This is a genomic window from Synechococcus sp. MEDNS5, assembly GCF_014279875.1.
Taxonomy (GTDB): domain Bacteria; phylum Cyanobacteriota; class Cyanobacteriia; order PCC-6307; family Cyanobiaceae; genus Synechococcus_C.
Window position 1 is genome coordinate 174,063 of sequence record NZ_CP047952.1, and the last position, 21,881, is coordinate 195,943.

Annotated in this window: 19 protein-coding genes; 11 read left to right on the plus strand and 8 right to left on the minus strand. The window is 63.9% G+C overall.

Annotated features, from left to right (window positions below):
- The first annotated feature begins 61 nt into the window (after positions 1-61).
- Both SynMEDNS5_RS00845 and kdsB read left to right on the plus strand, forming a co-directional pair.
- Entirely contained in the window at positions 62-766 is a 705-nt protein-coding gene (locus tag SynMEDNS5_RS00845) for a hypothetical protein (RefSeq protein ID WP_186583886.1), read from the plus strand.
- Positions 766-1,584: a 3-deoxy-manno-octulosonate cytidylyltransferase gene (gene kdsB, locus SynMEDNS5_RS00850; RefSeq protein WP_186583887.1), complete on the plus strand. Its 819-nt coding sequence runs from the start codon at positions 766-768 to the stop codon at positions 1,582-1,584. The genes SynMEDNS5_RS00845 and kdsB overlap by 1 nt, the downstream gene beginning before the upstream one ends.
- Here kdsB and SynMEDNS5_RS00855 read toward each other — a convergent pair.
- Genes SynMEDNS5_RS00855 through SynMEDNS5_RS00865 form a run of 3 tightly spaced genes read right to left on the minus strand, consistent with a single transcriptional unit; the run spans position 1,575 to position 3,986 of the window.
- Positions 1,575-2,444 carry a sulfotransferase family protein gene (locus tag SynMEDNS5_RS00855; protein WP_186583888.1) on the minus strand — a complete coding sequence of 290 codons (870 nt, stop codon included), beginning with the start codon at positions 2,442-2,444 and terminating at the stop codon, positions 1,575-1,577. The genes kdsB and SynMEDNS5_RS00855 overlap by 10 nt on opposite strands.
- Positions 2,437-3,000 carry an HAD family hydrolase gene (locus SynMEDNS5_RS00860; protein WP_186583889.1) on the minus strand — a complete coding sequence of 188 codons (564 nt, stop codon included), beginning with the start codon at positions 2,998-3,000 and terminating at the stop codon, positions 2,437-2,439. The genes SynMEDNS5_RS00855 and SynMEDNS5_RS00860 overlap by 8 nt, the downstream gene beginning before the upstream one ends.
- Positions 3,000-3,986: an SIS domain-containing protein gene (locus SynMEDNS5_RS00865; RefSeq protein ID WP_186583890.1), complete on the minus strand. Its 987-nt coding sequence runs from the start codon at positions 3,984-3,986 to the stop codon at positions 3,000-3,002. The genes SynMEDNS5_RS00860 and SynMEDNS5_RS00865 overlap by 1 nt, the downstream gene beginning before the upstream one ends.
- A 75-nt stretch (positions 3,987-4,061) precedes the next feature.
- Here SynMEDNS5_RS00865 and SynMEDNS5_RS00870 point away from each other — a divergent pair, with 75 nt between their 5' ends.
- The 9 genes from SynMEDNS5_RS00870 to SynMEDNS5_RS00910 are packed head-to-tail and all read left to right on the plus strand — an operon-like array spanning position 4,062 to position 15,585.
- Entirely contained in the window at positions 4,062-5,333 is a 1,272-nt protein-coding gene (locus SynMEDNS5_RS00870; RefSeq protein ID WP_186583891.1) for a hypothetical protein, read from the plus strand.
- Positions 5,334-6,416 (plus strand): glycosyltransferase, encoded by a 1,083-nt coding sequence (locus tag SynMEDNS5_RS00875; RefSeq protein ID WP_186583892.1) that lies wholly within the window; start codon positions 5,334-5,336, stop codon positions 6,414-6,416.
- A gap of 4 nt (positions 6,417-6,420) precedes the next feature.
- Positions 6,421-7,671, plus strand: coding sequence for a CCA tRNA nucleotidyltransferase (locus tag SynMEDNS5_RS00880; protein WP_186583893.1), 1,251 nt, complete (start codon positions 6,421-6,423; stop codon positions 7,669-7,671).
- The gene (locus tag SynMEDNS5_RS00885) at positions 7,668-9,164 is read left to right on the plus strand and encodes a hypothetical protein (RefSeq protein WP_186583894.1); all 1,497 of its coding nucleotides are present in this window, start codon (positions 7,668-7,670) and stop codon (positions 9,162-9,164) included. The genes SynMEDNS5_RS00880 and SynMEDNS5_RS00885 overlap by 4 nt, the downstream gene beginning before the upstream one ends.
- 2 nt (positions 9,165-9,166) lie before the next feature.
- Positions 9,167-10,057, plus strand: a complete 891-nt coding sequence (locus tag SynMEDNS5_RS00890) for a sulfotransferase (protein WP_186583895.1) — start codon at positions 9,167-9,169, stop codon at positions 10,055-10,057.
- A gap of 25 nt (positions 10,058-10,082) precedes the next feature.
- Positions 10,083-12,470, plus strand: a complete 2,388-nt coding sequence (locus SynMEDNS5_RS00895; RefSeq protein WP_186583896.1) for a UvrD-helicase domain-containing protein — start codon at positions 10,083-10,085, stop codon at positions 12,468-12,470.
- A gap of 28 nt (positions 12,471-12,498) precedes the next feature.
- Entirely contained in the window at positions 12,499-13,626 is a 1,128-nt protein-coding gene (locus tag SynMEDNS5_RS00900) for a hypothetical protein (RefSeq protein ID WP_186583897.1), read from the plus strand.
- Positions 13,616-14,449 (plus strand): hypothetical protein, encoded by an 834-nt coding sequence (locus tag SynMEDNS5_RS00905; protein WP_186583898.1) that lies wholly within the window; start codon positions 13,616-13,618, stop codon positions 14,447-14,449. Before SynMEDNS5_RS00900 ends, SynMEDNS5_RS00905 begins: the two co-directional genes overlap by 11 nt.
- The gene (locus tag SynMEDNS5_RS00910) at positions 14,446-15,585 is read left to right on the plus strand and encodes a hypothetical protein (RefSeq protein WP_186583899.1); all 1,140 of its coding nucleotides are present in this window, start codon (positions 14,446-14,448) and stop codon (positions 15,583-15,585) included. The genes SynMEDNS5_RS00905 and SynMEDNS5_RS00910 overlap by 4 nt, the downstream gene beginning before the upstream one ends.
- Here the strand turns inward: SynMEDNS5_RS00910 and SynMEDNS5_RS00915 are convergent.
- The 5 genes from SynMEDNS5_RS00915 to galE form a co-directional block, all read right to left on the minus strand.
- Positions 15,567-16,418 carry a sulfotransferase gene (locus tag SynMEDNS5_RS00915; protein ID WP_186583900.1) on the minus strand — a complete coding sequence of 284 codons (852 nt, stop codon included), beginning with the start codon at positions 16,416-16,418 and terminating at the stop codon, positions 15,567-15,569. The genes SynMEDNS5_RS00910 and SynMEDNS5_RS00915 overlap by 19 nt on opposite strands.
- A 75-nt stretch (positions 16,419-16,493) precedes the next feature.
- Positions 16,494-18,656, minus strand: coding sequence for a selenide, water dikinase SelD (gene selD / locus SynMEDNS5_RS00920; protein ID WP_186583901.1), 2,163 nt, complete (start codon positions 18,654-18,656; stop codon positions 16,494-16,496).
- On the minus strand, positions 18,643-19,479 hold the full coding sequence (locus SynMEDNS5_RS00925) for a glycosyltransferase family 32 protein (RefSeq protein ID WP_186583902.1): 837 nt from the start codon (positions 19,477-19,479) through the stop codon (positions 18,643-18,645). The genes selD and SynMEDNS5_RS00925 overlap by 14 nt, the downstream gene beginning before the upstream one ends.
- Positions 19,476-20,822, minus strand: a complete 1,347-nt coding sequence (locus SynMEDNS5_RS00930) for a hypothetical protein (protein WP_186583903.1) — start codon at positions 20,820-20,822, stop codon at positions 19,476-19,478. Before SynMEDNS5_RS00930 ends, SynMEDNS5_RS00925 begins: the two co-directional genes overlap by 4 nt.
- Positions 20,822-21,877, minus strand: coding sequence for a UDP-glucose 4-epimerase GalE (gene galE / locus SynMEDNS5_RS00935; RefSeq protein ID WP_186583904.1), 1,056 nt, complete (start codon positions 21,875-21,877; stop codon positions 20,822-20,824). The genes SynMEDNS5_RS00930 and galE overlap by 1 nt, the downstream gene beginning before the upstream one ends.
- Between the last annotated feature and the right edge of the window lie 4 nt (positions 21,878-21,881).

Genomic DNA, 21,881 nt, shown 5'->3' on the forward strand with positions numbered 1-21,881 from the left:
CGAAGCCTAAAGCTGGCTCTGGGAGCGCCTTAATCTCCCCTCACAGCCGAGATGCAGGCGAATGGCCGTCGCTCCGATCCCGATTTTTATCGGATACGACCCGCGGGAGCGGGCGGCTACCAATGTGCTGATCGACAGCCTTTATCAACACAGCTCTGTGCCCCTGGCGATCACGCCGTTGGTGACGCCCCAGTTGGAGGCCCAGGGGTTGTACCAGCGCGAGCGCGATCCAAAACAAAGCACGGCCTTTTCCTTCACCCGCTTCTTGGTGCCCCACCTAATGGGCTATCAGGGTTGGGCGCTGTTCATGGATTGCGACATGCTCTGCCGCGCCGACGTCAAAGCTCTGTGGGATCAGCGCGATGAGCGCTATGGCGCCATGTGCGTGCAGCACGAGCATGTGCCCGGCGAGACGGTGAAATTCCTTGGCGAAGTGCAGAGCGCTTACCCCAAGAAGAACTGGAGTTCGCTGATGCTGCTCAACTGCAGCCGCTGCACCAAGCTCACCGTGGACTACGTGAACACCGCCACCGGCTTGGAGCTGCATCGCTTCCACTGGTTGGAGGGCGACCACGAGATCGGTGCGATTCAGGGGGGATGGAACCATCTGGTGGATGTGCAGGTCCCTCCAGAGACGCAGGACGCATCCCCGATGCTCCATTGGACGCTCGGCGGCCCTTGGTTCCGGGAGCAGCGCACGATGGGTGGCCCCTTGGCGGCGGAATGGTTTTCCGCCCGCGATGACGCCATGAAGCTGTGGGACTGATGAGGATTCAGCGGTCTGTGGTGGCGGTACCGGCCCGCCTGGCGTCCTCGCGTCTGCCCGACAAGGTGCTGGCGGAGATCGGCGGCAAGCCGATGATTCAGCGGGTGCTGGAGCAATGCGCCAAGGCCCAGGGGCCTGCGGCAGTGGTGTTGTGCACCGACAGCACGGACCTGCAAGAGATGGCGGAAGGCTGGGGCTTCCCTGTGCTGATGACTTCGGCGGACTGCACTTCCGGCAGTGAACGGATTGCCTCGGTGGCCGATCAGCTGGTGGCCCGTGCCTGGGATGAGTCTGCGGACCGCTGGGAGGCAGGTGCCCGCGCGCAGCGCTTGGCCAGCACGGCGGTGATCAATGTGCAGGGGGACCAGCCGTTTTTGGAGCCGGATGTGGTCAGCGCGATGGTGGAGGAATTCGGTCGGCGTGATCCGGTGCCAGCGGTGGTGACACCGGTGTATCGGCTCAAGCCCAACACCATTCACAACCCCGCCGTGGTGAAGACGCTGCTGGCCCATGACGGGCGGGCGCTCTATTTTTCCCGCTCCGCCATCCCCCATGTGCGCGATGTGGACCCTGCCCAGTGGCATGAGCACACCGATTACTGGGGTCATGTGGGTATGTATGGCTTTCGGGGCGATGTGCTCGCGGCTTGGGATCAGCTCCCGGCGTCGCCGCTGGAGCATCTGGAGCGGCTGGAGCAGTTGCGCCTGATTGAGGCGGGGCACACGATTGCGACGTTTCAGGTGGAGGGCACTTCGCTGTCGGTGGATACCGCAGAGCAGCTGGAGCAGGCCCGCCAGATGGCGCTGGCTCAGGCTTGAGCCCAGCGGCTGGTGGTGGGCCACAGCTGTTGAAGATCAAGGTTGGGTAGAGCCTGCTGTGCCCGCTTGAGATCGTCGGCGTGCTGGCGGCCCATCTCCGCCAGCAGGTCAGCGGGAATCACCGTTTTGGTGGCGCTCACATTCACTTTCTCGCCCCAGGCGGGTTCTCGGTAGGGGATGTCAAGGAAGTGGCAGAGCTCTGAGTAGGTGGGCCTTGTGAAAAGGGTTTCGAACAGGCCAACAAAGCAGTGCTTCAATCCAAAGGCCTGATCGAGCGCCTCGAGGGTCTGGCCGTAGTCGCTGCGCAGCCCGCGGCCTTTAGCCACCCGTTTGCGCAGGGTGGCCACTTCCGTGGCGGCATCCCGCAGACCCTGCTTGCGCAGTTTCATGCGCTGGCTGGAGATCAGTCGTTCGATCGGATCGCGCATCAGAAACACCGGTTTCACGGGGATGCCGCGGGCCTGGAAGCTGGTGTTGATGCTCGTCAGGGTGACCGAACTGAGCAGCGCGTAGGAGGGGGTGATGTCGCCTGTCAAGCGGATTTGAGCTCCCCTCAGGTGGGGGCGCTGCAACAGCCAGGCGAAATAGTCGGTGTAATGCTCTGGGTTGCGAATGAACCACTGGCGCAGCCAGCTGCGGGGCTGAATCCAGCTGCCGGGACGGCGGATGTCGACGTCGAGGCGGCGGAAGCGGGCGAGTTCGGGCACCGTGCGCGCGTCATACACGTGATACTCCTTCAGGCAGCCGAAATCGGCATCGGGGCGGTTGTGCAGTTGCTGATGCAGCCAGGAGGTGCCTGCTTTCTGGGCCCCCACCCCCAGCAGGAAAACGCCTGAAGGGTTGCGGCTGGACTTAGTCATTGCTGTCTTTCCAGCCGTTGCGGCTTAGGTCAGTCCAGAGGCCTCGGGCTTTGAGGATGTGTTCCGCCAGCTCGCGGACGGCGCCATGGCCACCCCGCCGGCGCAGCACTCCGTCGGCCTGCCGGCGCACGGCAGGGCAGGCATCGGCTGGGGTGATCAGCAGCCTCACCTGATGGCGCACGGCCAGATCGTTGAGGTCGTCGCCGATGAAGGCTGTGCTGGATGATGTCACCCCCAGCTGTTGTTGAAGCTGGGTCAGTGCAGTGGGTTTGTCCTTGATCCCCACCAGGCAGTGGTCAATGCCCAGTTGCCTGGCCCGCACTTCGGTGGCTCCACCTTTGCCGCCGCTCAGGAAGGCGAGCTGCAGGCCGGCCTGTTGCAGCAGGCGGATGCCCAGTCCATCGCGCACATCAAAGCGTTTCTGGAGCAGCCCGTTGGGGTCGAACCAGAGGCCGCCGTCGGTGAGCACGCCATCCACATCCAGCACCAACAACTCGATCTGGCGCAATGTGGGGCGTTGGCGTTGCCAGCGGAGGGCGTTGAGCAGACGTCTCATCAGGCCAGACCTGCCTGCACCAGGTCATGGAGTCGCAGTAGACCGTCCAGCTCGCCAGCGGCATTCACCACGGGCAGCACGGAAATCGGTTTGCGGCGGTTGTGTTCCATTCGTTGGATGGCATCCACAGCCATCAGCTCGGCCGTCACGGTGATCGGATCCGCGGTCATCAAGTGTTTGGCCTGCAATGTGGCCCAACGCTCAGGATTGTGGTCCCGCAGGGCCCGCCTGAGATCACCATCGGTGATCAGTCCCACCAGGCGGCCTGCATGGTCTGGATCTTCCACCCAACCACTGCCAATCGCCCCTTGGGTGAGCTGGCTGATGACTTCCGGTAAGGGCGTCTCGGGCCTGAGGGCTGGCAGCTGCTGGGCGGGCACCATCAGGTCGGCCACGGTCATGGTGAGCTGTTTGCCCAGAGAGCCGGCCGGGTGATTGATGGCGAAATCAGCAGGGGAGATGCCGCGCCGTTCCATCCATACCGCCGCCAGGGCATCGCCGATGGCCATGGCCACTGCCGTGCTGGCGGTGGGGGCGAGGTTGAGCGGGCAGACCTCCCGATCGACGGAGGCTTCCAGCACCACATCGCTGCCCCGGGCCAGGGAGGATTCCGCCCGACCCACCAGGGCAATGCGACTGGTGCCCCGACGTTTGAGGTGGGGCAGCACCTCAAGGAGCTCGCCTGTCTCGCCACTGTTGGAGAGCAGCAGGCAGACGTCATCGGCAGCGACGACCCCCAGATCCCCGTGCAGGGCATCGAGGGGATTGAGGTACAAGGCCATTAAGCCGATGGATGAAAAGGTGGCGGCGATTTTGCGGGCGACGATGCCGCTTTTGCCCACGCCGGTGATCACCAGCTTGGCTTTGCGATCTGCGCAGCGTTCCAGCAGGGCCAGCGCCCCTTCCACTTGATCAGCGTTCAGACGATCAGCCGCGGCAGCGATGGCGGCCGCTTCCTCCTGCAGGCAGCGGGTGAGGGCAGACAAGGCAGAGGACGTCGCGCGTTTGCCGATTCTGAGCCCTTGCCCTGCCCGTAGGCTTTGCAAAGGTCAGGCAGGTTCGTGAACAAGGCGCTCAAGGCTCTGGTGCTGGTGGCGGAACGCCTTGGTGGCACTGGCTTCGCGCAGACACTCCTGCGGGTTCTTGTGACCTGCACTCCCCATTGGCGGCGGGGGCCATTGCTGGTGGCCCGGCTCTGCACCAAGCGGCGCTGGTTTGCCGCGGCGACGCAGATCGGGGAAATCGGCCTCCAACGCGATTCAAGCTTCACAGGCTTGCGCCTGGTGGTGGCGGATTCCTATCTCGCAGGCCGTCAGTTCGATGCCGCGCTGCACCATGCCCAGCAGCTGATTGCGGCTGCACCCGATAGTTTCGATGGTTATCACCTCGCCAGCGAAAGCCTGCAGCAACTGGGGCGGTCCGAGGAGGCGATCAGGCTTTTGGAACAAGGGCTGGATCGCTGTGTCGCCAATGGGTCGACGGCTGACCAGGGGCGGTCGCGCCATGTGCAGAGGCACCTGCAGGCCTATGAGAAGCGTGAGTGGTTTCCCCTTTACAGCCTTTGGCGCGCGGCGGTTTTGGCGCCAGAACAAGTACAGGATTTGGCGCTTCCTGGTGATCTGCGCTGCAGGCCTCAGGCGATTCAGTACTGGAGTCAGGGCACCCCACCGGCTGATGTGCAGGTCCTCACCGCCCGCTGGAACCAGCTGTTGAAGGGCCTTGGGCTGCCGCCAGTGCAGGTGTTCAGCCAGCAGGCGGCCCGCGCCTGGATCGCTGCCCATCAGCCCGATTTTCTGGTGGCCTTTGATTCAGCTCCTCACTACGCCGCTGAATCAGATGTTTTTCGCCTCGCCTATGCGATGGGCGGCGACACCTTCTGGATTGATAGTGATCTGCTTCCGGCAGCCCAGGCCTCTGCTGTGCTTGCTCTGGCGCTGCGCCAAGACGCCAGCCTGCTGTTCCTCAAGCGCAAGGTGCCCTATTTGCAGAGCAGTGCCTTTGTGGCCAGGGCGGGATGCCCCTATTTCCAGGCCATGGCGGAGCCCTTGCGGGGATTTGATTACGCCGATCCGCAGTGGGCCGGCGTCAGTCGCTTGCATCTGATCCACGACTTCTCCTTCGGGCCCGCCACCTATGCCAAGACGTTGGAGCAGGTCTGTTCAGACCGACGGCCTGCTCTGGCCTGCCATGAGCATTTGCCGTTGCTTCAGCAGATTCAGTTTCCAACGTTTCGCTTGTCGCTCTTCAGTGGGGAGCGCTTAGTGGTCGGCGCCGGCAAAGATTTGGCCTACAAACGCTCCAGCGATAACTGGAAGGTGTGGGCCCGCAGCTGAATGGGGATCCGTGCCCAACTGCGCCTCGCTCTCGGTCTGCCGGCCCCCCCGCGCCGGCCACCACCAGTGCGCTGTTCAGCAAACGGGCCTCGCCGTCTGATCGCTTATCTCACCGGAGGTTCCCAGGGCTGGATTCTTGAGTTCCTCTGGCGGGATCTCACGGCGACGGCGGTGTGGGGCGAACAGGACGCGCCTGAACTGCTGGTGGCGTCGGATCGCGACAGCCTGGCTGCAGCCATGGATGGTGCCAATGCTCTGGTGTTGGTGATGTTCCAGGGTCATCTCCAGCGCTTGTTGCGCGATGGCATCCCGGCGGAGCGCGTGATCCTTTATCTCAGCCATACGCGCATTGGATTGGCGCTTCCCGATCTCAACCGGCTCCATGCGGTGCTGGCGCTGAATGGCCAGGAACAGGCGCTGTTGCGTATTGCGGGGGTGGAGGCGCAGCGGTTGCACTGGTTCCCTGCGGGCTATGACCCCGGCAAGTTTTTCCCAGGTCCTGCTCTGGCCCAACGCGCGATCGATGTGCTGCTCGTGGGGCGTTATGTGCCGATCGCGAACCCGAGTTATCACGAGCGCAAGCGTTTTGCCTTGGTGTGTGAGCTCGCTGGGCTACTGATTGGGCAGGGTCTGCGGGTGGTGATGCTTGGCAGCGGCTGGCAGGGCTGTGAGTACCCCCTGCCCACAGCGGTGGAACGGAGGGATGTTCCCCATCGCGACTACGGCGCGATCTATCGGCAGGCCCGGTTGGTGTGCTCCGTCTCAGCCCAGGAGGGTGGACCGGTGTCGTTCCTGGAAGGCTTGGCCAGTGGTTGCCTGATGCTGTCGGTGGCCACTGGGTTTGCCGCCGACTTTCAGTGCGGGGTGGATGGCATCTGGCATCTACCGCTGTCGGCTGAAGCTGCTCAGTGGTGTGAGCAGATTCAGCAGTGCCTGCAGATCGCTCAGAAGGATGCCGAGTTGGCGGGAGGTGGAGGTTCATCCACACGGCAGGCCTATCTTCAGTGCGCGCAATTCGAGCCGTTGGCAGGGCAATTGCGCCAGCTCTGTGATCAGCCGGTGGCAGCCGGCAGCATGGAGTGACCTCATGGCTGATGGTCCCCCTGTGCAGCTGCCAGGCATCCCAGACAGTGTGTTGCTGGCCTTGCAGGCCGAGGCGCGTCTTCAGGGTGGGGTGCGACTGGCCTTGGTGGGGGGCGCGGTGCGCGATGCCCTGCTGCATCACAACCACCGGGATCCCTGGCGTGATCTTCCGGATCTGGATCTCGTGGTGGAGGGAAGCACAGAAGCCCTGGCCCAGGGGTTACGCCAACGGCTAGGGGCTGAACGGGTGCCGGAGCTGCGGGTGCACGGCAGCTTCGGCACGGTGGAGATGATGGTGGATGGCGTGCTGCTGGATCTGGCCCAGTCCCGCCAGGAGCGTTACCTCTCCCCTGGAGACAATCCCGTGGTGGAGCCAGGCCCGTTAAAGAATGACCTGGCGCGGCGCGACTTCACGGTGAATGCCATGGCGCTGTTGCTTGACGTTGGAGAGGCCGAGCCTGAGTTGTTGGATCTGCATAGGGGGCAGGACGACCTGGCGGCACGTCAGCTGAACTTCCTGCACGTGGGAAGTGTGCAGGACGATCCCACCCGCGTCGTGCGCGGCGCCCGTTATGCCGCTCGGCTTGGGTTTGAGCTGGCGCCCCAAGCCTTGGAGCAAGTGCAATCCACGGTGGGGGCCTGGCCATGGCCCTGGCGTCATGGAGATGCTCTCGACGGGGTGCCGCCTGCTCTGGGCACCCGTTTGCGCATGGAGATGGAGTTGTTGTTTGGCCGGGAGCCCTGGCGGCAGGCGGTGGGTCATTGGCAGGCCTGGGGTGCTTTGCCCTTGCTGGACCCATCGCTGCAGAACGATCGCTTGTTGTTGCGTCGTTTGCACTGGGCCGAGCGGTTGGGTGTTCCTCTGCTCTGCGCCCTGGTGGCGGCCTCCGCGTCGCCTCTGGCCTTAGCCCAGCGGTTGCAGTTGCCCCTGCAGCAGCAACGGTGGATTGATGAGCGGATGGGGTTTCAGGCCTGGTTAGCGGAGCAGGTCTTGCCCGATTCCTGGCAAGGCTGGTCTGCGGCCCGATGGACGGAAGCCCTGGAAACGCGCCCTTGGAGCGCGGAGGTGGTGGCGCTAGAGGTGGCCTTGATGAGCCCCTGCTGGCGGCCTTTGTTGCGTTGGTGGGGGCGTTGGCGCCACGTGAAACCGCCGCAGTCGGCGCGTGATTTGATCGCCAATGGCCTGCAGCCCGGTCCTCAGCTCGGGGAGGCCTTGCGCCAATCCCGGCTGCAACGACTGGAGTCGATGCGATGAGTGCTGAGGCGGGGGGTTGGCGAGGCCGCTGGGGAGGGGCCGTTGTGGTGCTGGTGTGCAGCGCCTTCGCGCTGCGGGCCCTGCTGCTGCTGGATGCCACCGGCCTGTGGAGCGATGAGCTCTACACCGTGGGCAAGAGTTTTCAGCCCAGTTACGCGGCGCTGCTGGCAATGTTGCGGCTGGATACCCATCCGCCGCTCTATTACTCGCTGGTGTGGCTCTGGGGGCAGCTGCTGCCTGCGTCGGCCGTCACGCTCAGGCTGTTCTCCTGGATTGTTTATCTGGCGGGAGGTCTGCTGATCACGGCGCAGGCTGGTGCCCTGGCCAGCCGGTGGTCTTCGGCCAGACCGCGGCTGGCGGTAGCCGCCGCAGCGCTGATGGCCTTTTGCTCGCCTTACCCCGTGCGCTTCGCGATCGAGGGCAAGGGCTATGCCCTGTTGGTGTTGCTGGTGGCATTGGCCTGGTGGTGGCGGCAGCGCCAGCAGTGGCTGGGCTATAGCGCAAGTGTGGTGCTGGCGGCGCTCACCCATTACTACGGGCTCTTTCTGTTTGCGGCCGCCGCTGTGTGGGACTGCTGGCGCAGACGGCGTCGCGCTTCCCTCATCGCTGCTGTTGGGCTGATTCCTGCTCTGATTTGGATGGCGCAAGCCTCGGCCTATCTGATGCGCAGTGGAACCGGCGCCTGGATCGGTCGCCCGGATTTCGCCCTGCTGGAAGACACCCTGGCCAGAGCTCTGGGTCTTTGGCCGCTGCCCAAGTTGGGCTTGCTGCTGCTGGTAGCGGTGGTGGTTGCGCGGGCGGGTTTGCAGGCGAGCCAACCGGATTGCAAGTCTTCCGCAGAGTTTCCTGCTTTGGCTGAGCTCAGCGGGCTGACGCCCAGCTTGTTGATGGTTGGCGGCGTGGTGGTGATTTCGTTCTGGAAACCGCTGGCTTTCAGTCGTTATTTCGTGGTGCTGCTGCCAGCGTTGATTCCCTGGTTGGCGGTGCGCCTGTCGGCATTGCCGTTGACGCAGCATGGCCGTGGTGTGGTGACCTTGGCGGCTGCAGCGCTGGTGATTACTTGGTGGTGGCATAGCTTCCGCGAGTTGGATCCGGCCGTGAATGGCCATGGGGCTCGGGAGGCGGATCAGTTCCAATTGGTGAGCCGCGCCCTGGCGGCGGAGCCCCACCGCTTTTCGCGGCGAGAACGGCTGTTCAACCTCAGCGACCGCATGGAGGTGGCGGCCGGTCGGATGACAGAGCCCTTGTACCCCTGGGGCGGGGCTTCCGCGTTGGATCAACTGCTGGCTTCGTCTGCCTTGCCTGTCCAGCTCTGGCTGGCCGATAGCGGTGATGTTGAGGGAACTCGGCCGCGGCTGAAGGCGCTGCGGCGGCGAGCGGAAGCGGCGGGTTACCGCTGCCAAAAGGCTGAAATCGCAGGCTCTGAAGCTGCTCCCTATGCCCAGGTGCAGCAGTGCCAACTGGAGGCACCCCTACATTCAGAGCACCGCTGACCATGCCCGGACTGATGCCGCTGCAGAGCCAGCAGACGATCAAACCACGGGTGCTTTACATCACCAGTCGGGGCCACAGTGGCTCCACCCTGCTGTCGCTGCTGGTGAGTGGCCACAGCCAGGTGGTGAGCGCCGGTGAGTTGAAGATGCTCTCCAATCCCGACCCGCAGCGGCGCCTCTGCAGTTGTCACCGGCTGGTTCCATCGCAGTGCCCCTTCTGGGGGGCCGTGGAACAGCGCGTGAAAGAGCAGGTGGGCTGTTCCCTTGATCAACTGCTGCTGGTGGACGGCGGCGATGACACCACCTTCATGCGCCACAACGAGGCCTTGTTCACAGCGATCGCTCAGGTGAGCGGCAGTGCCTTGATCGTCGATTCTTCGAAATCCCTGCCCCGGCTGTCTCGGCTGCTTTTGGTTGAGACCCAAGGGGCTGCGTTTGCGTTGCACCCTGTGCATCTGCACCGCGGCCCATTCGGCTCCATGAACAGTGCCCGTAAACGAGGGGAGATGATCCGCCGGTCAGCTTTCAACTACACCCGTCTGTTTTTCCTCACCCGTGAGCGACTGCAGGGTGTCGACGCGTTGCGGGTGTACTACGAGCGGCTGGCAGCTGACCCTCGAGCGGAGATGGCGCGGGTGATGGCCTGGCTTCAATTGCCTCTTGAGGACGGGCAATTTCACTGGCGCGATGGCGTCCGCCGTGACATTCATGGCAATGAGATGCGCTTTGGCAGTTCAGATCAGATCCGGGTGGATCAGAGCTGGCGCCAGCAACTCACCTGGGCCCAGAAGCTGGGGGTGCTCGTTTGGACCTTGCCAGTGCGATTGCGGTCACGCTGGGTGTTCGAGCGCACCAAGCGTTTGATTGAGCCGGGGTTGCGGCCATTCCCCTGAGGATCGTGAGCGATAGCCTCATTCCATGAGCTTTCTTGCCGGCCTCAACGACGCCCAGCGACGGGCGGTTGATCACCACGAGGGTCCGTTGTTGGTGGTTGCTGGTGCAGGCAGCGGCAAAACTCGCGCGCTCACGCACCGGATTGCCCATCTGATCGGCGAGCACGGTGCTGATCCAGCCCAGATCCTGGCGGTGACCTTCACCAACAAGGCCGCCCGCGAGATGAAGGAGCGTCTGGAGCTCCTGCTCGCCCAGCGACTGGCTCAGAGCCAGTACGGCCAGCCCTGGAGCACCCTGCCGGCGGTGGAGCAGCGGCAGCTGCGCTCACGCATTTACCGGGAGGTGACCAAGGAGCTGTGGATCGGCACCTTCCACGCCTTGTTTGCGCGGATGCTGCGTTACGACATCGATAAGTTCAAGGACAGCGAGGGCTTGTCCTGGACCAAGCAGTTCTCGATCTATGACGAGGCCGATGCCCAGAGCCTGGTGAAGGAGATCGTGACCCAGGAGCTGCAGCTCGATCCCAAGCGCTTTGAGCCGAAAAAAACCCGTTGGGCGATCAGCAACGCCAAGAATCAGGGGTGGCTGCCCGATCAGCTCGAGGCCAATGCCGAGGGGCAGCGGGGCAAGCTCACCGCCGATGTGTACCGGCGCTATCGCAAGGCCCTGGCGGCGAACAACGCGCTCGATTTTGATGACCTGCTGTTGCTGCCGGTGCAGCTGCTGCAGCAGAACGAGCAGGTGCGCGGCTACTGGCACCGCCGTTTCGCCCATGTGCTGGTGGATGAATATCAAGACACCAACCGCACCCAGTACGACCTGATCAAGTTGCTGGTCACCGACGGTAAGGATCCCCAGAACTACGACAACTGGAGCGGCCGTTCGGTGTTTGTGGTGGGCGATGCCGATCAGAGCATCTACAGCTTCCGGGCGGCGGACTTCACGATCCTGATGGGCTTTCAGGACGATTTCGGCGACCAGGAGCCCGATGAGGCCACCCGCACGATGGTGAAGCTGGAGGAGAACTACCGCTCCACCGCCACCATCCTCGAGGCTGCCAATGCCTTGATCGCGAACAACAGCGAGCGCATAGACAAGGTGCTGCGTCCCACCCGCGGAGAGGGGGAGTTGATTTCACTCACCCGCTGTGATGACGAGATCGCCGAGGCCGAAGCGGTGGTGCATCGGCTGCGGATGATGGAAGCGGCCAACCCTGAGCTCACCTGGGGGGATATGGCTTGCCTTTACCGCACCAATGCCCAGTCACGGGCGCTGGAGGAATCCCTGGTGCGTTGGCGGATCCCCTACGTGGTGGTGGGCGGTCTGCGCTTCTACGACCGGCGGGAAATCAAGGACGTGCTCGGCTACCTGCGCCTGCTGATCAACCCGGCCGACACCGTCAGCCTGCTGCGGGTGATCAATGTGCCCAAGCGCGGCATCGGCAAGACCACGATTCAGCGGCTCACCGATGCCGCCAACCAGCTGGGGATTCCCCTCTGGGATGTGGTGAGTGATCCCGAGGCAGTGCGCTCCCTGGGCGGCCGTTCCGCTAAGGGCTTGCTGCAGTTCTGTGAGCTGATCAATGGTTTGCGGGAGCGTCTGACGAGCGCAGCGCCCTCGGAGCTGATTCAGCAGGTGATGGAGCAGAGCGGTTATGTGAGTGAACTGATCACGGAAGGCACCGATGAGGCGGAAGAACGCCGGCGCAACCTGCAGGAGCTTGTGAATGCTGGACTCCAATACCAGGAGGAAAACGAGGAGGGGGATCTCGAAGGGTTTCTGGCTTCCGCGGCTCTCGCCAGCGATGCCGACAGCAAGGACACGGCGGCTGATCGCGTGACTTTGATGACCCTGCACAGCAGCAAGGGGCTTGAGTTCCCGGTGGTGTGTCTGGTGGGGCTGGAGCAGGGTCTGTTCCCCAGTTACCGCTCTTTAGATGACCCGGCGTCGCTGGAGGAGGAGCGGCGGCTCTGTTACGTGGGCATCACCCGCGCCAAGGAGCGCCTGTTCCTCTCCCATGCCAGCGAGCGGCGGCTGTGGGGTGGCATGCGCGAGCCAGCTGTGCCCAGTGTGTTTCTCTCTGAGCTGCCGGAGGCGCTGGTGCAAGGGGACATCCCTCGCAGTGGCGGTGCAGCGATCCGTCGGGAGCAGCGGCTCGATCGTCTCACCCGTGTTGATCGGGAACAACCCAGCAGTGCCCCGGCCAATGCCGTGCGTCGCCGTCAGGCCGGTCCGGCCCCAGGCAAGAGCTGGAGCGTGGGCGATCGGGTGCTGCACAGCAGCTTCGGGGAAGGGGAGGTCACCCACACCTTCGGCAGTGGCGAGAAGGTGTCGATTGCAGTGAAGTTTCCTGGGATGGGACCGAAAATTCTTGATCCGCGCCTGGCGCCGATTGAGCCGCTGGGGGGTTGAGCGGATGTGGAAACGCAGAATCCGCGCAATGTTTGGTCGTAGGCAGCTTGATGCCTGCCGCGAAGAGGCGCGGGTCCAGAACCGTGACCTCAAACTGCTGAACACCATCAACGGCTTTGGGGCCAAGGGTCTGCTGCGATCCATCAGCCATCGCGCCATGCCGCCGGTGGACGATCGCCTTCATGGAGAGGGGGATGCCCCCATGGCTGGGGTGCAGGTGTTGACCCGCTACTGCGGCATTGAAGCGCCCTACTGGGGCCTGTTTGTGAACCACTATCACCGGATCGGCGTTCGTCGGCTGCAGGTGTGCGTACAGAACGACCGGGATGCGGAGGAGGTGGAGGCTTGGGATTATCCCGAACCAATGACGATCCAGGTGCAGCGCCTGCGCTCTGATCTGCCCCCCGATGAGGGCCTGCGCGAGCTGGATCCGAGCAGTTACCGCCACGATGCGCCCTTCACGTTGCTGGCCGATTGTGATGAGTATCTCCAGCCACTCCGCTCGGACCTGAGCATCCGCCGCCTGTTCGAGCTCTTCCCGGAGCGAGCCCAGTGTTCCATTCCCTGGGTGATGTGTCCGGTGCTGAACCCGCTGCAGGAGCAGCCGCGGGGGTTTTGGGGCAATCATGGCAAGCCGATTGCCCGCTCCGATCAGATTGAGGCTGTGGCGTCAGACCATCACTTTCAGGTGCCACCGGTGAAGCCCGGGGGGCGGATCCTCTCCACACCGATGGCCTCGATGGGATGGGTGTTGGTGCACTGCCTTTCGCGCAGCTTTGAAGACACCCTGCTGCGGCAGTTGCACACCCGCTTCACCTGCGTGAAGAACACCGACCGTGGCGAGATCGTGTCGCGGGTGCGATCCGGTGATCTGCCGATCCGCTTGCGGGTGTTGGCGTATTTCAGTCTTCAGGAGCGGTATCTCGATGTGCCGGTGCCCTCGCTGCGGGCGATTGATCTTGCGGCGCAGACCCGTCTTCTGCAGAGCTGTCTGGGCGAATCGGATCTGCGCCTGGCGCGGGAGGTGTTTGAGGAGTACCGGCGCCTGTTGGGCCGTTGCGTGCGGCGTTTGCCGACCTATCCGGCCACGACGTTTCCCGACATCGTTGCGGCGCTGCCGTCCCCCGATGAGCTGAGGCAGCTGTATGACGCCTGAGGCCCGGTTGTATGTGTCGGGCTATTGGCCCTTGCCTGGGAACGGCAAACGTGGCCTCTCTTACTACCAGGCCCTGCTGCCCCAGACGCTGGCGCTGCTACGCGGGCAGCAGCTGCTCTTTTTTGCCGGTGATGCCCAGACCCTGGTGTTGGTGCAGGAGCACTGCAGAACCTGGCAGATCACCCTGGAGGGCCAGGTGATGCCTGTTGAGCAGCTACCGCAATGGGATCGGGCAGAGGCTCTGGTAGCCAGTTGTGGACGCATGGGCCTGGATGCCTGGCCGCAGCCCAAACGCTCCGCTGGAGAGAAAGGCGTGAATCACTTTTGGCGCGATCTGCACGGCTCGGGGGCCGACACCTACCGCCAGTTGCTGGCGGTGTGGTTGAGCAAGATCGCCCTGGTGGCGCAACGGGCCTCCACAGAACCCGAGCAGCGGAGCCTGGCCTGGGTGGATAGCAGCGTCGCCCGTTTTCAGCGGCAGCGCAGCAACTGGCGGTTCTGGCGTCTGCAGGATCGCCCTGGCCAGCTCTGCCATTACGCCAGTCCGATGCGTTACCTGGGCCAGGGATTGCCGGTGAATGCCAGCTATCTCTCGGCCCCGGCGTCGGTTTGGAGAAAGCTGGCACCCCTGTTTGATGGGTTGGCGCAGCAAGCCAGCCTCATGGCCTACGGCCACGATGAGGAAACGATTCTGGGGGAGTGCCAGCGCCAGCACCCTGATCTGTTCCATTGCCTTGGCGTTCCTTACACACGGTTGCGGGGCCGTGCCGCCTGGCGCTGGTGGCTGCAGGATCGCTTCACGGGCCTGCTGGAGCGGCGATGAGCCGGAGGTTGGCGGGCTGGCTGAAGCGGTGGTTTCGCTCGATCGATCCCCCGAAGGAACCACGGCGTTCTCCGGATGGTGACCTGAGCAATGGCTTCGGTGCCCGGCGCTTGCTGTGTTCTCCGCTTGCCCCTGGTGGGGATCCCGGAACACTGCCCCGCGCCTCGGTGCTGGAGGGGGTGCAACTGCTTACCCGCTACTGCGCCATGGAGCGGCCCTATTGGCAGGGCTTTTTGCAGCACTATCGGGACCTTGGGGTGTGTTGCATTCAGGTGGGGGTGCAGCAGCGGGAGGAAGCAAGGGAACTGGAGTCGATCCCGGTGCCGGAGGGGATGACGTTGCGGCTGCATCAGCTGCCTGCTGATGAGGATCCCAGCGCCGCCCTGCAGTCTTTGCCCGTGGCGCTGTTCGCTGAGGAAGCGCCCTTCACCTTGATGTTGGATGCGGATGAATGGTTGCTGCCTTTGCGTCCTGACCTCTCGATCCAACAGCTCGCCCAGGTGTTCCCCACGGTGAGCCAGTGGTATCTGCCTTGGCTGTTGCGCCCTTGCCTGCAGCCCAGCGATGCCGGCAGAGGTGGCTTTTGGGGCCATGTGGGCAAGCCGTTGATCCGATCGCAGTGCATGGCGGGTGTCGCCCACGACCACAGCTTCCGGCTGCAGAAAAGGCGTAGCTCCACGGGGGCCACCTCAGCACCCGCAGGCCTGTTCGGGTTTGCTCTGGTGCATTTCTGGTCGCGCAGCTTTCGCGACTGCCTGGTGAAGACCTTCCACAGCCGCATTCAGGATGCCAAGAGCGTGGATCAGGCTGATGCTCTGACCCTGATCCAGTCCGGTGGGCTGCCGATGCGGCTGCGGCTGTTGGCCTATCTGATGGTTCAGAGCGGCTATGTGCCCCTGCCTGACAGCTTGCGACCCCAGGTGGACCTGGAGCTGGAAGATCGCCTCGTGCGTCGTTGCGTGTCTGAGCTGGATGAGACCCTGTGCCGGCAGAGTTTTGATCGCTACTGCGACCAGTTACGCCGATGTGGCCCCAGCCTGCCGCTTTATCCGGCCTTGTCGCTGCTGGCTGTGGCGGAGCGGTTGCCCAGGGTGCTCACTCTGGCTGAGTCTGAGGCTCAGGCGAATCGGGCGTAGGGCCAGAGCTCATCCACCAGAGTGCCGAAACGGTCGCGGCAGGCGGCATAGGTGGCGCTGTAATGCTTGGCTACCTCCTCCAGCAAGGCCTGGTTGTGGCTCATCGGGCCAGGTGCGGCGTTTACTTTTTCGGATAACTCCGGCAAGGGGAGATCGAGCTGCAGAAACCTGGCAAGACGGCTGTGGGAGTCGGCTTGAAACAGGCGTTCGTGGAACTCCACCAGCACATCCTCAGGCGGGAATGCGGCTTCGATCGCGGCCAGGGTGTTCTCGTAGCGGGTGTGGCGTTCGATGCCGGGGGAGCGGAAGTGCAGGGCAAGAGCGATGTCTGGATCCTTCTGGCGGCCAATGGATTCCTGGATCTGATCGCGCCAGATCAAACGCAGCTGCGACTGAATCCGATCGACTGGATCGCGCAACAGAAAAATCAGTTTCACCGTGAAGCCACGGCGGCGCAGATGGCTGCGGATGTCGCGCAACCTTTCGGCATGGAGTTGGGCGTAGTAAGGGGAGATGTCGCCGGTTGCGTTGATGGCCGGGTTTTCAGCCACTAAGCGATCGAAATACTCGAAATAGTGGTGATGGCGAACACGCATCAGCAGTTGTTTTTGCTCTGTTGGCAGAGTCAGAAACTCTTCATGGCTAAAGCGGCGCGTTGAGCCGAAGGTGGCGTTGAGTTGCTCTTGCTGACGCCGATAGCGGCGCCATTCGTTGCGAATACGTTTCTTTTTGTTGGAGAATATGTGGTACTCCTTCGTGAAGCCCATATCTACGCCGGCGCAACGTTGGAGTTGTTCATGCACCCAGGTGGTCCCGGCACGCTGAGCGCCCACGCCGAGGACGAACAGCTTTTGGTTGTTTGTCTTGTGATCCGGCCTCTGCATCGTTTTTTTATGCGTTTTCTGCGTTCAGATCACCACGCCGATGGGATGGAGATCGGCTGGGAGTGAGGTTAGGGCCCCATTGAGGCCAGGATCCGAGGCGATCAGCAGCGGGCCGCAGGTCTGGGGATCCACCAACAGCTCCAGCAGGGCTCGGTGGGCATTGCTGCCTGCCGTCATCGCCCCCAGCTGGAGCGTGACGGCGGCTGGTTGATCGCCGGCTGGGTCCAGAGCGCTCCAGGCCTGTCGGTTGGCAGGGGCGAGGCTGCTGGCGACGCCGCGCTCCAAAAGGGAGAGGGCGCCGGGCAGGGCCGGGATTCGTTCGGTATGGAGCTGGAGGCGGCGTGAGCGATCGGGCGGCAGCATCTCCAACAGATGACCCAGCAGCCCGAAGCCAGTGATGTCGGTGGCGGCATGGATGGAGCCGGGGTTGGCGGTCATCAGCTGTTGGAGTGCCTCCACCAGCTCATGTTGGCTTCGGTTCATTTGCCGCTGCACCTGCTCCAGGTGGGTGGGCGCAGCGGCACTGGCCATGGCGGCGGCAAACAGCACGCCGGTGCCGAGCGGACGGCTCAACCACAGGTGATCACCGGCTTGCAGGCCGCGTTTGGGCCAGAAGCGCTCGGATGCAACGGCGCCCTGCACGCTGAGGCTGATCTGCAGCCCCAGGCTGATCGGGTTTGGCGTGGCTTCTGGGCCAGTGGTGCGCGCTTCCAGGGTGTGGCCGCCGATCAGGTCGGCGCCCTGTTCGCTGAGGGAGTCGCGGATGCCAGCCAGGGTCTGGCTGAGCATTTGCTGTTGCAGGCCTTCGGCCACGGCCGGCAGGGTCACGACCGCCTGGGCCGAGCGGGGCAGGGCACCGCAGGCCCAGAGGTCTGAGCAGGCATGCAGCGCGGTGATGCGGCCGTTGAGCCAGGGATCGCTGAGCAGGGCGGGGAAGCCATCCACGCTCTGCAACAGCAACTGGCCCTGATGATCAAAGCCCAGAGACTGGGCATCCTCCGGCAGGTGGCCGAGGCGATCGAGGCCGGCGCTGGCCAGCGCCCGTTGCAGGGGCTGGGCTGGCAGCTTGGCGGCACAACCGCGGCAGAGCATGGCTTGTTCCCCACCTTTTGCGGCACTGGCCATGGCTGAGCGCGGCTGCAGGCGCGCCATGAAGCGGCGGTCGATGCGTTGTTTCCAGCGCCAGAGCCAGCGCTGCGGACCAAACCAGAGCGTCCCCCAGAGGGCCCAGGCCTGAGTCCGACTTCCCAGCAGTTGCAGGGCACGGCGCTGGGGCTGCCAGGTGGGTGGTCTGCGGCCAGCCGCCAGGGCCTCCAGAACCCGGGCCAAAGGCAGGGCAGCACGCACGGCCCAGACGCCGGAGGGCGGCCGGGGAGCCACGTCGATCACGGCGCAATCACCGGCGGCGAGGACCTCGGGATGGCCGAGCACCTGCAGGCTGGGGTTGGTGCGCAGGCGCCCTCGGCCATCGCAGGGCAGGCCGCTGGCGGCGAGCCAGGCGGGGGCACGGCTGCCGCTGCAGTTGAGGACGGGGCCGCGGCGCTCTTGATCGGCAGGCAGCAGGTGGATTCGGGCGCGCCTCAGGGCGGTGCGCAGGGAGGCCGGCAGGCGACCCGAATTGCGGGCTTGCAACTGCAGGCGGCGTTGGGGCCAGCGCCGGCGCAGGGCGAGCACCACCTCCAGCGCCGCCAGACCACTCCCCACCACCGTGAAGGGTTGTGCCGGAGTAACGAGATCAGCAGCAGCACCGCTCTCAGCATCCTGGCTTTCCAGCCAGACCAGGGCTGGCTCCAGGGGCTTGATCGCCACGGTGTTGATTGCCTGGCTGTCGTCCAGTGCCGGGGTGATGCAGCCGAGGTTGCAGCTGAGGCGCTCGTAGTGAAGGGCGGGGCGGTCCTGCAGCAGCAGCTGCTGGCTTTGGGGATCGATCCCCGTGATCTCCGCCTGCACGAAGGCGACGCCGGCTCGATCGGCCAGGGCGGCGAGATCGAGACTCACTTCGTCTCGCTGGTGGTTTCCGGCGATCAGGCCTGGGATCATGCCGGAATAAAGGCTGGTGCGGCTTCGGCTCACGAGGGTGATCAACCCCGACGGCCGGCGTTGCGGTTGCATGGCCCAGCGGCGCAGCAGCAGGGCGTGGCTGTGGCCGCCACCGGCCAGCAGCAGATGCTGATCAGACGCCGCCATCGTTGTGCTCCAGTTCCGCTCGCACTCCCGCCTGGTCGGGGGTGTTGATCCGACGGTTGAGCTTGAACACAGGTGCCTGATCCAGGGTGGGCTTGTTGCGTGGTGCTGCCCCGCTCCCGGCGTCGCCTCCATCGGCATGGTGCTGCAACCAGTGACAGGGCCCAGCGGACAGCGTCGGCACCGAGCGCCAGAGGACCCGCAGGGACGGCTGGGTTCTGATGATCTCTGCGAAGCAGTAGTGCTGGCCGAAATAGGGCAGATGGGCGCTGAGCCGATGGGTGAGGGGGTGGCACCAGATGCGCGCGGCGTGGGGCGAATGTTTGAGATGGGTTTTGAGCCACCGCCGCAGCGGTTTCTGCAGGGGCTTGCACCACCTGGGCCGCGGATATCGCAGCAACTGCTCGTAGCGCTTGCTCCAGTGCTGAATCAGGGGGTGATCGGGGCTGCTGGCCAGAAACCAGTTCGAGAGCAGACGATCGGGCCCCGGGTTGGCAAAGGCGAAGAAGCTTTCTTCGCAACGGTTCGGTAGCCATGCATCCAGTTGTTGGCGGCAGAGCACGGTGGCATCGGCCCACACCCCGCCATGGTGAAGCAGCAACTGCAAGCGCAACCAGTCGGCCTGATGGGCTGGTTTGAGCTCGGGCAGGGTGTGGTAACGCTGCAAGGCAGCTGCGGGAAGCCAGTCTGACCAGTTGTCATACGTGACGACCCGCACCGACCAGGAGGGGTTGAGCGCGGACCAGCGCCGGCTGCAGGCCTGCACGAGAGACGGGGCTGTCTGGAGACCCTGGTGCCAGGCGATCCAGAGTGTGCGGGGAATCAAAAGCCGACGCTTGCGCGAAACACCCAATTCCATTCGTCGGCTGGAATGACTTGGTCTCTGCGGGCGAAATTCACGCCCCATGTGAGTCGCATGGGGATGCCACCGGTGAGGTTCAGGGATGTCCCCAGAATGGATTCAGAACTGTTGTACTCCAGAAATACACCCCACCATTCGTTGAACACAACTGAAACCGAGCCGATCGGCCCCCAGCAGATGTTGTTGTCTATCGCGAACGAACCTTCACGATCTTGCACGTTGTTGATGCAAGCAAATTGCAGGTTTTCGTTCTGGGCGAATTTGGTGGTGCCGAAGCCACCATTGGCGATTACCAGCGGATAATCCTTGCCGTCATTGCCCAGCCACCAACCCTTCGAGGCCATCAGGTAGAAGTTTCTACCTGTATCGGTGAATTCGTCCCACTGCAGGATTTGTTCACCGCCAAAGGCGATGCCGCCGGTGTCCCCGATCTGCCGCGCGATTCGAAACCCGCTTGAAACGCCCTCACCAAGAGCTGTCGTGCCGCCGGCTGCACCTTCACCCTGAAAAACACTTCGAAACGAGGTGTTGAGCCCCAAGCTCCAGTTTGTGGTTTGAATGATGTTTGCGCTGATTATTGCGTTGGCATCACCGTTGTTCCAGGCAAAGAAATCGCTGCCTTCCGGTCTGCGGCTAAAACCTCTGATCGTGGCATCCCCAAACCAGCGCTGGCTCCAGCGAAAGCCGTTTGGAATGTTCCAGCTGATATCCGGCCCCACGAGCCCATCGCCATAGGCAATCGAGCGATTGAGTGCCTGTAGTGGAGGCGGCGGAGGCAGCTCGGGCACGCGGCTGGGTTGGTCCTGCTCGATCGCAAGCGCCTCAGGCGGCGGTGCTTCCAGCTGTTCCACCACCACGGTGGTGGATTCTTCAACGGTGATGCTTTCGGTGCTTCCGGCGTCTTCGGCGATCGTTTCATTGCTGGGCACCGGTTCCCACACCACCTGGGTGGTGATGGTGGTGGGCTCGCCAGCGAGGGTTTCGCTGTCGCTGCTTGGCACCGGCTCCCAGACCACGGTTTGAGGGATGTCTGACGCCGAGGGTTGTGCCCGGCTCCCGAGAGCGTCGCTGTTGGGCTCCTCCACCGGCTCCCAAACGACCGGCCCACCACCATCCACGGCCGGCACCAGGATCTGCGACTCCTCCGCCTGCTTGGGGGTCACCGGTTCCCACACCACCTGAGCGCGGAGGGGGGCACCCGCAACAGCTCCCGCTGCCGCCCCCAGCAGGGCCCCGGCCCCCACCGAAGCGAGCCAGCGCTGGGGGCGTCCTGCGCGCCCCACCAACCGCACCCTCTCTGTCGTCATCAAGCCGGCCCCCGGTAGCCCTGGGGGTTGGCCGATTGCCAGGCCCAGCCGTCGCGGCACATGTCGGCCAGGGAGCGCCGTGCCTTCCAGCCGAGCAATGCTTCCGCCTGCTTGGGGCAGGCTTCCAGCTTGGGCACATCGCCGGGGCGGCGCTCCACCACTTCGTAGGGGATGGTGATGCCTGTGGCGGCTTCAAAGCCATGCACCACATCCAGCACACTGAGCCCTTGGCCTGTGCCCAGGTTGAGCGTGAGGGAGGTGGGGGCATTGGCCTGAAGCAGGTGCTCAACAGCAGCGCTATGGGCCTCCGCCAGATCCATCACATGAAGGTAATCGCGGATGCCGGTGCCATCGGGGGTGGGGTAGCTGTTGCCGAAGACCTTGAGTTGCTTCAGTCGTCCAGCAGCGATCTGGGTGATGAAGGGGAAGAGATTGTTGGGGATCCCCAGAGGGTCTTCACCGATGCGTCCCGAGGGGTGGGCGCCCACGGGGTTGAAATAACGCAGGGCAGCAACGCGCCAGGGGGCTGACACAGACAGAGCGTGCAGCATCTGCTCCACGGCTAGCTTGGTTTGTGCGTAGGGGTGAATGGGGTTGGTGGGGCTGGTTTCAGTGAGAGGGAAAACCTCTGGCTCGCCGTAGACCGTGCTCGTGCTGCTGAACACCAGTACCGTGCAGCCGTGGGCGTCCATGGCGCTCAAAAGGGCGCGGGAGCCTGCCACGTTCACATCCCAATAGCGCAGGGGCTGGGCGACGGATTCACCCACGGCCTTGAGGCCGGCGAAGTGGATCACCGCCTCGATCGGGGAGCCGGCGGCCGAGGCGCCTGAAAACACCCGCTCGAGTAAGGCCGAATCGCGCAGATCGCCACGCACCAGCTCGAGGCGATCTGTACCGGGAGGCATTCCCGACAGCTCCTGCACGCGCTCCAGGGCGATGGGGGAGCTGTTGGAGAAGTCGTCGAGCACCAGCAGCTGGTGACCGGCGTCGAGCATCACCAGGCAGGTGTGGCTGCCAATGAAGCCGGCACCACCGGTGATGAGTAAACGAGCCATGAAC

Bases quoted from the DNA above. Each gene is read 5' to 3' on its own strand.
- SynMEDNS5_RS00930 (WP_186583903.1), bottom strand. From the start codon at position 20,822: ATGACGACAGAGAGGGTGCGGTTGGTGGGGCGCGCAGGACGCCCCCAG.
- SynMEDNS5_RS00900 (WP_186583897.1), top strand. From the start codon at position 12,499: ATGTTTGGTCGTAGGCAGCTTGATGCCTGCCGCGAAGAGGCGCGGGTC.
- SynMEDNS5_RS00855 (WP_186583888.1), bottom strand. From the start codon at position 2,444: ATGACTAAGTCCAGCCGCAACCCTTCAGGCGTTTTCCTGCTGGGGGTG.
- SynMEDNS5_RS00905 (WP_186583898.1), top strand. From the start codon at position 13,616: ATGACGCCTGAGGCCCGGTTGTATGTGTCGGGCTATTGGCCCTTGCCT.
- kdsB (WP_186583887.1), top strand. From the start codon at position 766: ATGAGGATTCAGCGGTCTGTGGTGGCGGTACCGGCCCGCCTGGCGTCC.
- SynMEDNS5_RS00880 (WP_186583893.1), top strand. From the start codon at position 6,421: ATGGCTGATGGTCCCCCTGTGCAGCTGCCAGGCATCCCAGACAGTGTG.
- selD (WP_186583901.1), bottom strand. From the start codon at position 18,656: ATGGCGGCGTCTGATCAGCATCTGCTGCTGGCCGGTGGCGGCCACAGC.
- SynMEDNS5_RS00895 (WP_186583896.1), top strand. From the start codon at position 10,083: ATGAGCTTTCTTGCCGGCCTCAACGACGCCCAGCGACGGGCGGTTGAT.
- galE (WP_186583904.1), bottom strand. From the start codon at position 21,877: ATGGCTCGTTTACTCATCACCGGTGGTGCCGGCTTCATTGGCAGCCAC.
- SynMEDNS5_RS00845 (WP_186583886.1), top strand. From the start codon at position 62: ATGGCCGTCGCTCCGATCCCGATTTTTATCGGATACGACCCGCGGGAG.
- SynMEDNS5_RS00860 (WP_186583889.1), bottom strand. From the start codon at position 3,000: ATGAGACGTCTGCTCAACGCCCTCCGCTGGCAACGCCAACGCCCCACA.
- SynMEDNS5_RS00875 (WP_186583892.1), top strand. From the start codon at position 5,334: ATGGGGATCCGTGCCCAACTGCGCCTCGCTCTCGGTCTGCCGGCCCCC.
- SynMEDNS5_RS00890 (WP_186583895.1), top strand. From the start codon at position 9,167: ATGCCCGGACTGATGCCGCTGCAGAGCCAGCAGACGATCAAACCACGG.
- SynMEDNS5_RS00910 (WP_186583899.1), top strand. From the start codon at position 14,446: ATGAGCCGGAGGTTGGCGGGCTGGCTGAAGCGGTGGTTTCGCTCGATC.
- SynMEDNS5_RS00885 (WP_186583894.1), top strand. From the start codon at position 7,668: ATGAGTGCTGAGGCGGGGGGTTGGCGAGGCCGCTGGGGAGGGGCCGTT.